This window comes from Novosphingobium sp. ST904, assembly GCF_001298105.1.
Classification (GTDB): Bacteria; Pseudomonadota; Alphaproteobacteria; order Sphingomonadales; family Sphingomonadaceae; genus Novosphingobium.
On record NZ_LGJH01000136.1, the window covers coordinates 1 to 12741 of the forward strand.

At 62.6% G+C, this 12741-nt stretch carries 17 protein-coding genes and 1 tRNA gene; 13 read left to right on the plus strand and 5 right to left on the minus strand.

Going from position 1 to position 12741, the window contains the following annotated elements; all coding sequences use genetic code 11:
• The first annotated feature begins 128 nt into the window (after window positions 1–128).
• The 5 genes from ADT71_RS09730 (at window position 129) to ADT71_RS09750 (ending at window position 1931) form a co-directional block, all read left to right on the plus strand.
• Window positions 129–398 (plus strand): hypothetical protein, encoded by a 270-nt coding sequence (locus ADT71_RS09730; protein WP_132469903.1) that lies wholly within the window; start codon window positions 129–131, stop codon window positions 396–398.
• Window positions 395–685: a hypothetical protein gene (locus ADT71_RS09735; RefSeq protein ID WP_054436444.1), complete on the plus strand. Its 291-nt coding sequence runs from the start codon at window positions 395–397 to the stop codon at window positions 683–685. Before ADT71_RS09730 ends, ADT71_RS09735 begins: the two co-directional genes overlap by 4 nt.
• 237 nt (window positions 686–922) lie before the next feature.
• Entirely contained in the window at window positions 923–1417 is a 495-nt protein-coding gene (locus ADT71_RS09740; RefSeq protein WP_054436445.1) for a hypothetical protein, read from the plus strand.
• 56 nt (window positions 1418–1473) lie between these two features.
• On the plus strand, window positions 1474–1740 hold the full coding sequence (locus ADT71_RS09745; RefSeq protein WP_054436446.1) for a hypothetical protein: 267 nt from the start codon (window positions 1474–1476) through the stop codon (window positions 1738–1740).
• The gene (locus ADT71_RS09750) at window positions 1737–1931 is read left to right on the plus strand and encodes an AlpA family transcriptional regulator (protein ID WP_054436447.1); all 195 of its coding nucleotides are present in this window, start codon (window positions 1737–1739) and stop codon (window positions 1929–1931) included. The genes ADT71_RS09745 and ADT71_RS09750 overlap by 4 nt, the downstream gene beginning before the upstream one ends.
• Window positions 1932–1953: 22 nt before the next feature.
• On the opposite strand, the gene ADT71_RS09755 is transcribed toward ADT71_RS09750, so the two are convergent.
• From ADT71_RS09755 to ADT71_RS09770, 4 genes are all read right to left on the minus strand, one after another.
• Window positions 1954–2868 carry a hypothetical protein gene (locus ADT71_RS09755; RefSeq protein ID WP_132469904.1) on the minus strand — a complete coding sequence of 305 codons (915 nt, stop codon included), beginning with the start codon at window positions 2866–2868 and terminating at the stop codon, window positions 1954–1956.
• Between the two features lie 265 nt (window positions 2869–3133).
• Window positions 3134–3778, minus strand: coding sequence for a HipA family kinase (locus tag ADT71_RS35590; protein WP_369818217.1), 645 nt, complete (start codon window positions 3776–3778; stop codon window positions 3134–3136).
• A complete protein-coding gene (locus ADT71_RS09765) occupies window positions 3747–5240 on the minus strand; it encodes an integrase arm-type DNA-binding domain-containing protein (protein WP_243692762.1) in 1494 nt (497 codons plus the stop codon). The genes ADT71_RS35590 and ADT71_RS09765 overlap by 32 nt, the downstream gene beginning before the upstream one ends.
• 114 nt (window positions 5241–5354) lie before the next feature.
• Window positions 5355–5445, minus strand: a tRNA-Ser gene (locus ADT71_RS09770).
• A 78-nt stretch (window positions 5446–5523) separates the two neighbouring features.
• Between ADT71_RS09770 and ADT71_RS09775 the strand changes: the two genes are divergently transcribed.
• A complete protein-coding gene (locus ADT71_RS09775; RefSeq protein WP_054436450.1) occupies window positions 5524–6459 on the plus strand; it encodes a peptidylprolyl isomerase in 936 nt (311 codons plus the stop codon).
• Complete coding sequence (locus tag ADT71_RS09780; RefSeq protein ID WP_369818218.1) at window positions 6456–6779, plus strand: DUF1905 domain-containing protein; 324 nt, start codon at window positions 6456–6458, stop codon at window positions 6777–6779. The genes ADT71_RS09775 and ADT71_RS09780 overlap by 4 nt, the downstream gene beginning before the upstream one ends.
• A 16-nt stretch (window positions 6780–6795) precedes the next feature.
• On the opposite strand, the gene ADT71_RS09785 is transcribed toward ADT71_RS09780, so the two are convergent.
• Window positions 6796–8889 carry a bifunctional (p)ppGpp synthetase/guanosine-3',5'-bis(diphosphate) 3'-pyrophosphohydrolase gene (locus ADT71_RS09785; protein ID WP_054436451.1) on the minus strand — a complete coding sequence of 698 codons (2094 nt, stop codon included), beginning with the start codon at window positions 8887–8889 and terminating at the stop codon, window positions 6796–6798.
• 278 nt (window positions 8890–9167) lie between these two features.
• On the opposite strand from ADT71_RS09785, the gene ADT71_RS09790 reads away from it, so the two are divergent.
• The 6 genes from ADT71_RS09790 (at window position 9168) to rutA (ending at window position 12690) form a co-directional block, all read left to right on the plus strand.
• Window positions 9168–9638 (plus strand): PilZ domain-containing protein, encoded by a 471-nt coding sequence (locus tag ADT71_RS09790; RefSeq protein WP_132469906.1) that lies wholly within the window; start codon window positions 9168–9170, stop codon window positions 9636–9638.
• 79 nt (window positions 9639–9717) lie between these two features.
• The gene (gene rutB, locus ADT71_RS09795) at window positions 9718–10467 is read left to right on the plus strand and encodes a pyrimidine utilization protein B (RefSeq protein ID WP_054436453.1); all 750 of its coding nucleotides are present in this window, start codon (window positions 9718–9720) and stop codon (window positions 10465–10467) included.
• The gene (gene rutC / locus ADT71_RS09800; protein WP_054436454.1) at window positions 10467–10850 is read left to right on the plus strand and encodes a pyrimidine utilization protein C; all 384 of its coding nucleotides are present in this window, start codon (window positions 10467–10469) and stop codon (window positions 10848–10850) included. The genes rutB and rutC overlap by 1 nt, the downstream gene beginning before the upstream one ends.
• On the plus strand, window positions 10843–11475 hold the full coding sequence (locus tag ADT71_RS09805; protein WP_231635777.1) for an alpha/beta fold hydrolase: 633 nt from the start codon (window positions 10843–10845) through the stop codon (window positions 11473–11475). Before rutC ends, ADT71_RS09805 begins: the two co-directional genes overlap by 8 nt.
• Window positions 11459–11629 carry an alpha/beta fold hydrolase gene (locus tag ADT71_RS33440; protein WP_231635778.1) on the plus strand — a complete coding sequence of 57 codons (171 nt, stop codon included), beginning with the start codon at window positions 11459–11461 and terminating at the stop codon, window positions 11627–11629. The genes ADT71_RS09805 and ADT71_RS33440 overlap by 17 nt, the downstream gene beginning before the upstream one ends.
• A gap of 2 nt (window positions 11630–11631) precedes the next feature.
• A complete protein-coding gene (gene rutA, locus ADT71_RS09810; protein ID WP_054436455.1) occupies window positions 11632–12690 on the plus strand; it encodes a pyrimidine utilization protein A in 1059 nt (352 codons plus the stop codon).
• Window positions 12691–12741 lie beyond the last annotated feature (51 nt).

Genomic DNA, 12741 nt, shown 5'->3' on the forward strand with positions numbered 1-12741 from the left:
CAGGCCGGTCCGCCTCTTGATCTCCCGAATGGAGATCTTCTGCCGGAAATGCCACCGGCGGATCACACTGAGTAAGTCCATGTTGATCACTCCACGACCTCCGACTGGCAGCCGGAGGCGAGGGAAACATGGGTCAATTCTCAATGGTAATTTATACGCCCCCCGGTTCACATCTCAGTGGCAATCAACATCGAGAGATCTCGCTGAGTTTCGGCACGCTGCTTATCGTCTTGGTGGTTGGCTATGTGGTTGTTGGGATCCGCGACTGCCTCGATCGGCTGGCCGACACGGCCGACATTGAGATGTGCCTGGAAGCGGTTCGGGTGGGCATCGATCCCGGCACGCTGCCGGCAACGTGCAAAGCGCTTCGGACCCAGGCGGAGGGTGAGCCGGTATGAGCGCAGCAACCGAACACGCCGTAGCGATCGAGCTCGCGAGAGCACAAGCAGCCGGCAGTGTGCCCAGCATCGCCGAGGCCCTACTGGCGCTCGTCGATGAGTTGCGGGCCGCTGACGCCGAGCGGGACGCCGAGATGATGCGCCTACGGGACATCGAACGGGCCGCAGAGCGGGCCTGGGACTATCACCGCATGGGAAAGTTCAACGACCCCGACTACGACGACGAATGGGATTCTAGGATCATGATCGAACGCCTCGACGCGCTCGGGGAGGCGCTCAGCGTATGATCGCCGCAGACCTTTTTGAAGCCCGCGAAATTGTGAAGGCGACGCTCGCCCAAGACAGTCACCGCCGCTGCAACTGCCGGGAGAAGATAAACGCAGGCGAATGGGACGAAGGACAAAAGGTCCGCGCTGCTCTCGCTGGAATTAAGCGGGGCCGCGCCCTCGCACTCTCCTGCCGTTGCCCTGTCTGCGCATCCGATATGCGCGGCCTGACCCCCTGTATGAACGAGGAAAGCTAAGATGACCGTCACCCCGCTTACCCCGCAGCCCATCGAAACCGCCACCAAGAATGGTGGCTGGGTTCTGGGCTTGGTCCTCCCGGACGGCCCCACCGACACTCATTGGCAACCCTGGGTGCCGGTTACTTGGGGCGACAGCGGCTGGTACAACGATGAGGGATATGGCGAAGAACCGATCGCCTGGGTTCCCCTCCCCGATCCGCAGCCCCGGCCGACCGGGTGGACCGCGCCCGTCGGCACGATCGTAATCGCGGAAATCACTGGCGAAGGCTGGACCTGTAATGGCGAGCCGATGACCGTGAAATGGCGGTGGTCAATCTTCGTCGAAAAGCCTGATGGTTCTTACGACGAGTATCGCGAGACCAATTTCGCCATCACCCATGACGAGGCGGTAATCCGGGCGGAGAAACTCCAAGCGAAGATCGGCTTGCCGATCGTCACACGGCCCTTGGTCGGCAAGGTCGTTCCCCTTCTGCCCGGAGTTACCCGTCAATGAGGCGCGAGCACACATGCCGCACCTGCATGTATTTCCGAGCAGGTGCGTTTTCCGACATGAGCGAGGAGGCGCCGATAGAATCAGGTGGTGAAGACGGTGTCTGTGAATTCTCGGCGCCGGTGCCGCAGATCGTTCCTGTCGGACGCCTTGCGATGGTCGGAATGCTGCCGCGGGTCCATGCCAGCCGCTCCTGCCAGGAGTACATGCCGGAGACTGACGGGCTCGACATCCCTTGCGAAAACCTCGGTGCCGATGCTGTTCAGCTGACTGGAAACGTTCGGCTGATCCGCCCCGCCCAAGATGAGGGAGGCCAGCCGGAATGAGCGATGTTCCAGACCGCCTGCTCCGAATGTCGGAAGTTACCGCCATGACGGGGCTGAGCAAGGCGATGATCTACAGGCTGATCAGCCAGCAGCGTTTCCCGACGCAGTACAAGCCTGGCGGGTATGCCAGCCGCTGGAGCGAGGCGGAGGTCCGTTCATGGGTGAACCAGCAGCGGGGGGCGGCGGCGTAAACCTCAACCGCTCCTGCAGAATTTATGCTGCGAGCCCGGATTCGCCCGCTATCACCCGTTGCCCGATGGCAGGGACCGTTGGCAGGGGACGGAGCCTTAGCTCTTCTTGGTCTGCCTGTTGCTCCAGTGAGCGATGAGCTTCCTTAAGGTTGGCATGCTGCCGGGGCGTGAGGATCGGATCGTCCTCGCTCGGCATTTGGATAATCATCTCATGATGCCGATGAATGAAACTATCTGTTTCGGCATCGCGCCGCACCTTGAGGTCCCAAAGTCGACGTTTGATGTGATCTACCGATTTCGCAATGCCGCCCGGCTGAAGGACACCGAAATTTGCGACGAGCCTCGCCCCATTGAAGTCGATCGTGATCTCGTGACTTTTCCGACGCCTTTGCCCACCAATCAAATCTTGCCTAAAGAAGCGGGAAAATCTCGGATCGTGTTGGCCAACATAGTCCATAACCAGACGGGGAAGCCTATCGATGCCCTCGCCGGCTGACGATGATATGTCGGACGTTTCATCGGCCTCGTCAGTATTGTCGACCTTGTAGAGGGACGACATAGCGATCATCCAGCTTGCGGCAATCGCCTTCAGGCTTGGTCCCTCACCCTCTCGGATCGGACCAATCTCAACTCCAGATACGAAAGCACGGGCTTGGGACAACGCGTCGGCACCCCGAGAAGCAAACTCATTTTCAAGCTGCTCGAGGGCGACAACTGCAGCAAAGATAGCGGCCTCAGCACTGGCACCATAGAGGCAACGGAGCCGTTCCAGAGCATTGGCCTGTTCAAGGACAAACCCCGCGCCATTAACCGCAGCAACGCCGATAACGAAACGCTCCGCAGAGCCGGCCACGGGATTTAGGAGCACAGGTGCCCACTGGGCCCGCACAAGCCCCTCTACGGCAGGAAACGCGTCCAGGGTCAGTGCGATGCTCATCATACGAGGCTCCGAAAGTCTAGGGCCTGATTGGAGTAGTACGACACATAAGGCCGTCTATCACGCAGAAAGTTCCGCAGTTCGTCAATCTCAGCCGACGGGAGTAGCTTATCCACCATGCTTGCTTGGATCAGTTCTTCCACGTCGACGCCAGAAATCAGCGCTTCGAAACCTGCCGCCTCGCCAGCTTTTGCCTTCCGGTCGTCGACCCCCATATGTGGGGTCAACCACTGCCCCATACGGTGATCATATCCGCCGGTCGGCCTTAAATCTCCCACCTGCCACATCGGCCCCGTGAATGCGTGGCATGATCAATGAGCCATACATCTTTTGGGCCTCCGAAAAGCAAGTTTCCGGGGTGCCGATCCGTATTGGCGGTCCAAGAGTCAAAACCGTAACATCGCCCTAAATCCTCCCATGCCGTAAGGGCTGCCAGAAGGCTTGGAGCGAGACTCGGGTTTTGTTCGTAACGAAATGCTAGACTGGGGGTTTTGGCGTCGACGCTAGCGAACACCAAGCGGTTACCATCTGGCATTTGAGGTGCTTGGTTCAAAGATATGACGGACGGACGAGCGACCGTGAGATAGGCGCGAGGTGTGGGTAGGCCTACAGCGTGAGCAAGGGTCGATGCGAGCAACTCATTGGTGAGTTGCCGTATGCTCAAATCCTTCACGATCGCGAGAGCGATCTCACCCCCTGCGAGCTGGATTTGCCCGCGGTAGGTTTCATTGACGTTACCAGCATTGAACGGCGTTGCGCCGGCTAGCAGTGTCGCAACACCCACACCAATCTTTGCTTCGTCCATCACCCACCCGTTCGAATCACCGGCTGAGTGCACTAGCGGTAGGAAAGTTAAAAGAAGATTCGCAAAAGATAGGCTACCGGTTCCTCCCCGAACCGGTCGCAGCATAGCGTATCGGCTGACCGAGGTGTATTTCCGGCTCCCAGAAGTCTGCTGTCAGCAAGTCTGCCCATTCCTGCGCCAATTCGCGTCGGCGATCCAGATATGACGCCCGGTTATAGGCGCCCTCCACCTTGTTCTCCGGCACATGGGCCAGCATCAGATCGATGATCGCTCGGTCGGGCGACGCGCCGGTATGCCCGGTGGCGCGCCATTCCCGGTCCGCCCTCTCATTCATGATCGTCGAGAATGCGGCGCGGAAGCCGTGCGGGACATGCCGGCCGCCGTACCCGCCCCGAATCAACAGTGCCCGCAACGTGTTCTCGGACATCGGCTTGAAGGGGTTTCGCTCGCTGGGGAAGATCAGCGGGAACTGGCCTGTGAGTTGCCGGGCTGCCTCGAGCACTTCGAGCGCCTGGCGCGATAGGGGAACGACGTGATCGCCATCTTCCTCCGATTTCCGATCCTCGTCGCCCTTCATCCTCGCGGCCGGAATAACCCATCGGGGATCATCGCCCTCTAGGCCGTGAAGTTCGTCCCAGCGCGCGCCGTGGATCTCGTTCGGACGGACGGCGGTCAGGGCGATGAACCGCAGGGCGAACTTCGTCGAGGCACGGCAGCGTTCAGCTTCGCAATCGACCATCATCTGCCGGAGCGCGGCCAGTTGCTCCTCCGGACCGCGCTTACCGTCCACGATAGATGGCTGCTTCCGCGCCTTGGGTTTGTCCTTGAGGTTTGCGCTGAGGCCAGCCGCCGGGTTCATCTCGCACATGCCAGCGCCGATGGCGTAAGCGAAGATACCCGCGCAGCGCTGACGGAGACGGTGGGCCGTCTCGATTGCCCCGCGCTTCTCCACCTTCTGCAGAACCTCGAGCAGCTTGGGTGCTTTCACCGTCGTGATGGGCAAATCACCAATCGCCGGGTAGATGTCACGCTCCAGGCTCATCAGGACATCGGCGCTGTGTACCGCCGACCAGGGCGACCGGCTCGTAACCCAATGCCGGGAAGTGCGGTGCGACCACTTTCCGCCGTGTTCCCCGCGATAGGCATTGAGCTTTTCCAGCGACCAGCCACTATTCAGTTCGAACCAGCGATCGCCCACGGCCCGGAATGTATTCTCGTGCTCCAGCGCTCGGGCCTTTGCAGCGACGACCTTTTCGACGGCCGGATCGCGCCCCTCCCTCAGTTGGGCCTTCGCCTCGGCCCGGCGGGCTCTTGCCTGGACAAGCGTCATCGCCGGATAGGTCCCGAAGGTCAGCGTCTTTTGGTGGGGTTTCCCAGCGGCGTTGCGACCGAAGGTGTAATTCATTCGCCAAGAGCGAACGCCTGTCGTACTCACGTTGAGATAGAGCGATCCCGAATCTGCAAGCTTGTAAGCTTTGTCCCGCGGCTTGGCCGCTTTCACCTTCGCGTCGTTCAGCATGATCCCGATACCATGGATCGACGGGTCCAATACCACGTCGAGTACCATGGTATCGAGTTGACGCCTGTAGACAACGCGAGACCATGGCCGCCCCAGATGGGGCTAAAACTGGCGGAAAATCAAGGGTTGGTAGACCAGTAGGGACCGTCTCAGACGGTCAGTTGGCGGAGCGGGAGGGATTCGAACCCTCGATACGCTTTTGGCGTATACTCACTTTCCAGGCGAGCGCCTTCGACCACTCGGCCACCGCTCCGCATTGCACTGGTAAGGCGGGCGCCCTAGCCTGCGACGAAGGGTTTCGCAAGCCGTCTGGTCGTGCCACACGCACTTGATGCACAAATTCTTTTCCGCGCTCGCGATTTGCACCTTTCTTGCCGCCCCTTTGCTCGCGGACGAAGGGCCTTCTGCGCGCACCCCGAACGATGTCGTCGCAGCGGCACCGGCAAAGGACTGGGTGCGGATCGCACCATCGAATCTCCTGGTCATGGACCTCGCGCCCGACGGTTCGAGGAAAGGCCGGCGCGTGTTGATCCAGCTGATGCCGGCCCCGTTCTCGCAAGGCTGGACCGGCAACATCCGCAAGCTCGTGTCCGCGCGGTGGTACGACGGGATCGCGGTGGTTCGCGTTCAGGACAATTATGTGGTGCAGTGGGGCGACCCGGAAGGCGAGAACCCGGAAAAGGCCAAGCCGCTACCGAAAGGGCTCACGGCCGTGCCTGAGGACGAATACGTAGCATCGATCGGCAAGGCAGGCGCGGGCATTTCGAGCAAGGATTCCTACGCTGCCAGCACGATGTTCGTCGATGGCTGGCCCGTGGGCGTGGGTGGGGGGCCTGGAGCGAGCGGCACGGCGGCCTGGCCTCTCCATTGCTATGGCGCGGTCGGCGTGGGCCGGAACAATTCGCCCGATACCGGCACCGGGGCCGAACTCTACGCCGTGATCGGGCAGGCTCCGCGCCAACTGGACCGGAATATCGCCGTCGTAGGACGGGTGATCTCGGGAATGGAAAACCTTTCCGCCCTGCCGCGCGGCACCGGCGAGATCGGCTTCTACAAGACAGCTGCCGAGCGCGTGGCGATTCGCTCCGTCCGCATGGGCAGCGAGGTTCCCGGATTGCCCGCCTACGAATACCTCTCCACCGACAGCCACAGTTTCGCAGCCTATCTCGACAAGCGCGCAAACCGGAAGGACGACTTCTACATTCAGCCCGCCGGCGGCGTGGACGTGTGCAACGTTCCCGTGCCGATCCGCGAGGTCAGGCCGTGACGCTGCTCGAGCAGCTCGCCCACACCGGGCGACTTTGGCGCTGGACCGGAGGATCCGGCAATGGGACCTGGCACTTCGTCACTATCGACGGCGAGGCAGGAGAGGCGCTCTCCGGCACGGCCGTGATGCGCAAGCTGGAAGGAACGGCGCGCGGCTTCGGCTCGCTCAAGGTCCAGGCACGAATCGGCGGCACCCGTTTTGCCACCTCGGTGTTTCCCAACAAGTCCGACGGTGGCTGGCTGCTGCCGGTAAAGGCCAGCGTGCGGCGCGCCGAAGGACTGGCGGAAGGCGACGAGGTCGGGGTCAGCCTGGAATACTGACCCCTGAACCGCGCCGTCAGATGCGCTCGGCCTCGGCAACGGCCTCGCTCGCCCGCAGAGCTCCGACGATCCGCGTGAGATGCGCAAGGTCGCTCACCTCCAGATCGACTTCGTACGTACCGAAAGGCTCGTCGCGATGGACCATCTGGAGGTTGGTCACATTGGCGCGGTTGGTCGCGAGAATCTGCGTGACCTCGGCAAGCGTGCCCGGCCGATTGTAGAGCACCAGACTAAGGCGCCCTACCGCGCCGGTCGTGCGCTCGCCCCAGGACAAGTCGAGCCAGTCGAAATCGGTACCGCTGGCGAGCGTCATACAGTCGATCGCATGGACCTCCACCTTGTGATCCGGCCGCCGCAGGCCGACGATGCGGTCCCCGGGGACCGGGTGGCAGCAATCGGCCAGTTCGAAACCCATCCCCGGCGTCAGGCCGCGTATGGAGATTGCGCGTTCGGTATACGCCCAATCGCTGTCATCGGGTAATTCGGCGGTGCTGCCCGGCACCAGCGCTTCCATCACCTGACGGTCGGTAAGACGCGCCGAGCCAACGGCAAACATCAGGTCCTCATCGTCGCGCATGTCGAGACGCTGGATGGCGCCGTCGATCGCCTTCTTGCCGATGCGGCCCGGCAGGCGGCCCATGATCTCGTCGAGCAGCTTGGCGCCGATCTCCGCCACTTCCTGCCGTTCCTTCGCGCGAACGGCCCGGCGAATGGAGGCGCGCGCCTTGCCGGTGACGACGAAGCCCAGCCACGAAAGCTGCGGCTCGGAATTCGGGCTCTTGATGATCTCCACCACATCGCCGTTGGCAAGCTGCGTACGCAGCGGCATGTGGCGGCCGTTGATCTTCACGCCGACCGCCGCATTGCCGAGGTTGGTATGGACGGCATAGGCGAAATCCACCGCCGTAGAACCCTTGGGAAGCTGGAACAGCGCGCCCTTGGGTGTGAAAGCAAAGATGCGATCCTGATAGATCGCCATCTTGGTGTTCTCGAGCAGTTCCTCGGCGTCGTGGCTGGCGTCCACGATCTCGATCAGGTCGCGCAGCCAGCCGACCTGCCCGTCGGGACGCGCCCCGCCCTGCTTGTAGGCCCAGTGCGCAGCGAGGCCGAACTCGTTCGTCCGATGCATCTCGCGCGTGCGGATCTGCACTTCCATGCGCATCGAGCGCTCGAAGATCAGCGCCGTGTGGAGCGACTGGTAGCCGTTGGACTTGGGAGTGGAAATGTAGTCCTTGAAGCGGCCCGGGATCATCTGCCAGGTCTGGTGGAGAATGCCGAGCGCCTTGTAGCATTCCTCCGGCGTATCGGTGAGGACGCGGAACGCCATGATGTCGGTGATCTGCTCGAAGGTGACGTGACGTTCCGCCATCTTGCGCCAGATCGAGTAGGGGTGTTTCTCGCGCCCCGAAACCTCGACGTTCATTCCCGCTTCGGCCAGCGCCTGCTTGATGGAAAGGGCGATGGAATCAACCTGGCCGCCCTCCTCGCTGCGAATCTGCTCAAGCCGGCCGGTGATCGTGGCATAGCCTTCCGGTTCGAGTTGCTCGAACGCCAGCATCTGCATTTCGCGCATGTATTCGTACATGCCCACGCGCTCGGCGAGCGGGGCGTAGATATCCATGGTTTCGCGGGCGATGCGGCGGCGCTTGTCCTCCTTCTTGATGTAATGAAGGGTGCGCATGTTGTGCAGGCGGTCAGCCAGCTTGACCAGCAGGACGCGCAGATCCTCGCTCATCGCGAGCAGGAACTTGCGCAGGTTTTCGGCCGCGCGCTCATTCTCGGTCATCACGTCGATCTTGGAGAGCTTGGTAACGCCGTCCACCAGCCGGGCGACGTCGGGGCCGAACAGCTTCTCGATCTCCTCGATCGTTGCGAGGGTATCCTCCACCGTATCGTGGAGCAGCGCGGTGATGATCGTCTGCTGGTCGAGCTTCAACTCGGTCATCAGGCCCGCGACTTCGACCGGGTGGCTGAAATAGGGGTCGCCGCTGGCGCGTTTCTGCGTCCCGTGTTTCTGCACCGTATAGACATAGGCACGGTTGAGCAGGGCCTCATCGGCCTGGGGCGCGTATTCCTTCACGCGTTCGACAAGTTCGTACTGACGCAGCATTCCAAGGCTTCATGTCAGGATTTTTCGCAGCGCGGCAAGGGGGCGATATGCGAAGTGCAAATTATGCAATGAAACTGTGACTTCCGCACCACGAGCGGGATTGCTTGGCTCCAATCGATTGCTGCGGAGAATTCCGATGCGGCAGCTTAACGCCGGCGGAAGGTCCCGGACAGCACCATGGCGGCGGGACCGGGACCATGGCGATGCAGAGCCCCGACGTATCTGGTGACGGTCCCAACCCCCGATCTTGTCCCAATCTTTCCCAGCAGGAGGTGTTCATGGCGAGTTCTATGGAAACGGCGGTTTACGCCGCCATCCTGGGGATGACGGAGGCGGAACTGCTCGATGCGGCATTCCTTCCCGTTCGGCGGCTGAGGCCCCGCGCGCCGCGGATGCGGACGCTGATCGGCGCCAGCCTTCTGCGCCAGTCCCCCGCACAGCAGACTGCCGCCGAGCAGCCGGTGATCGTGCGCAACGTCTCGGAGCGGGGCATGTGCCTTGCCCTGCGGGGCATGAAACCGCAGGAATCCGCGCTTCGTCATGACGAGATCGTCTGCATCCGCATGCCGGAAAACGTGGAGCACGTCGGCCAGGTGCGCTGGGTGGAAGACCGCGCTTTCGGCGTGGAACTGTTCCATACCCTCGATATCGAGGCGCTGGGATCGGAAAACCAGCGCCGGAACGCCCATTTCCTCGAAGTGCTTGAGCAGCAGTACAAACCGACACAAACGGTACAGAACGCATACTGAAACACCCCCGACCGGAACCGGCGCGCCGCGCGGCCGCAACCGCTTGATCTCCTGTTGCAACTGCACAATAGTGCGAAGGGTGAACGAAGCGATCGTCGATCCCGTCCCCGCCGGCACCGGTCCCTCGGTGACCCTGCCGGCACGTCCCGAACCGATCAGGTTGCACCCCGAAAGCACGGCGATCATCGTCGTCGACATGCAGAACGCCTATGCCAGCAAGGGCGGCTATGTGGACGAGGCGGGTTTCGATGTCGGCCCCGCCGCGGCAACGATCGGCCGGGTTGCCGAAGTGCTCGACATTGCCCGCCATGCCGGGATGCCGGTGATCTTCCTCCAGAACGGCTGGGATGCGGACTATGCCGAGGCCGGCACCCCGCAGTCCCCCAACTGGCACAAGTCCAACGCGCTCAAGACCATGCGCAAGCGGCCCGAACTGGCGGGCCGTTTCCTGGCCCGCGGCGGTTGGGACTATGAGCTGGTCGAGGCGCTGACCCCGCAACCGGGGGACCTGCGCGTCCACAAGCCGCGCTACTCGGCGTTCTTCAACTCGCAGCTCGATTCTGTGCTGCGCGCGCGCGGCATCCGCACGCTGGTGTTCACCGGCATCGCCACCAACGTCTGCGTCGAATCGACCCTGCGCGACGGTTTCCATCTCGAATATTTCGGGGTGCTGCTGGAAGACGCGGTCCATCACCTTGGGCCGGACTTCATCCGGGAGGCAAGCCTCTACAATGTCGAGAAATTCTTCGGCTGGGTAAGCAGCGTCGCCGATTTCCGCACCGCCGTCGGCCAGCTTCCGGCGCGCGAGACATCATTGGGGGAGCCGTAATGCCATTCGAACCGATCAACCCGCCGCAGTTCCCCGCGCCCATCGCGCCTTATTCGGCGGGCGCGAAAGCGGGAAACACGGTCTACGTCTCGGGCGTGCTCGCGCTTGGCGAAGGCGGCACGGTGCTGCACGTGGGCGATGCCGCCGCGCAGACCCGCCATGTCCTGGACGTCATCAGGATCACCGTGGAAGCGGCCGGCGGCACCATGGCCGACATTGCCATGAACCACATCTTCCTCAAGGACCTGGCAGACTATGCCGCCTTCAACGCCGTCTATGCCGAGTACTTTCCCGGAGACAAACCGGCCCGCTACTGCATCAAGTGCGAACTGGTGAAGCCGGACTGCCTGGTCGAGATCGCCTCGGTCGCCCATCTTGGCTGAGGTTGCCGGGCTCCATTACGAAATCCACGGCAGCGCCGATGCGCCCGCGCTGATCCTGTCCAGCGGCCTCGGCGGCTCGGCGGGCTACTGGGCGCCAAACCGCCCTGCCCTTGCCGAACACTTCCGCGTCATCGCCTACGACCATCGCGGCACCGGCCGCAGCGACCGCACCCTGCCGGAAACCACTTCGGTAGCGGACATGGCGAGCGACGTGATCCTGCTGATGGACGCTCTCGGGGTCGAGCGCGCGCATTTCATCGGCCATGCGCTTGGCGGTGCGATCGGCGTGGAAACCGCCATCCGCACCGGCAGGATCGACCGGCTGACCGTCATCAACGGCTGGCGCGCGCTTTCTCCCCATACCCGCCGCTGCTTCGCCGCCCGCCTCGCCCTGCTGCACGGCGCCGGGCCGCAGGCCTTTCTCGAAGCCCAGCCGCTGTTCCTCTTCCCGCCGGACTGGATCGCCGCGCATGACGATGCGCTGAAGGCGGAACTCGCGCATCACCTTGCCGCATTTCCCGGCGTGGCGACCACGGCCAAGCGCATCGCCGCCGTGCAGGCCTCATGCCCCCGATCCCGCCGGTCTTGCCGCGCTGGAGAACCTGCTGGTGATCGCCACCCGTGACGATTTCCTGGTGCCCCATGCCACCGCGCTGGATCTCGCCGCGCCGGTGGAGAGCGCCGAAGTCGCCCTGTTCGAATGGGGCGGCCACGCCTGCAACGTCACCGATCCCGTAAACTTCAATCGCCTCGTCCTCGATTTTCTCAGGAGCAGCTAATCATGCAGGTCGGCGTTTTCGTTCCCATCAACAACAACGGCTGGCTGATCAGCGAGAACGCGCCGCAATACAAACCCAGCTTCGATCTCAACAAGCAGATTGCGCAAAGCGCCGAGAAGCACGGGCTGGATTTCCTGCTCTCGATGATCAAGCTGCGCGGCTTCGGCGGCAAGACCGAGTTCTGGGAATATGGCCTGGAAAGCTTCACCCTGATGGCCGGGCTAGCCGCCGTGACCGAGAAGATCAGGATCTTCGCCACCTGCCCCACGCTCATCATCCCGCCGGCCTTCGCCGCGCGCATGTGCAACACGATCGACAGCATCAGCCACGGCCGCTTCGGGCTCAACCTCATCACCGGGTGGCAGCCGCCGGAATATACCCAGATGGGGCTCTGGCCGGGCGAGGAGCACTTCCGCAACCGCTACGAAGTGCTGGGCGAATATGCGCAGGTCCTGCGCGAACTCTGGGAAACCGGCCGCTCCGACTTCAAGGGCAAGTACTACCAGATGGAAGATTGCCTCGTCCGCCCCCAGCCCGAGGCGGAGATGAAGATCATCTGCGCGGGCTCGTCCGATGCGGGGCTGGCCTTCTCGGCGAAGTGGGCGGACTATGCCTTCTGCCTCGGCAAGGGAGTGAACACGCCTACCGCCTTCGCCTTCAACAACGAACGCCTCGCGAAATTCACGGCAGAGAGCGGACGCGCGGTCTCGATCTTCGTCCTCGTCATGGTGATCGCCGCCGAAACCGACGAAGAGGCCATGGCCAAGTGGAAGAGCTACAACGACGGCGTCGACCTTGAAGCCATCGCCTGGCTGGCGGATCAGGGCGCGAAGGACACCGTGAACACCGACACCAACGTCCGCCAGCTCGCGGCACCCGAAGGCGCGGTGAACATCAACATGGGCACGCTGGTCGGCAGCTACGAAAGCGTGGCGCGGATGCTGGACGAAATGGCGCAAGTGCCCAACACCGGCGGCGTCCTCCTCACTTTCGACGACTTCATCGAAGGCGTGGAAGCCTTCGGCACCCGCATCCAGCCGCTGATGGAAAGCCGCCGCTGACAGTGGGAAAGCCCATCATGCCAAGGCTTGCCGAGATCGGTCTGCCTCTAT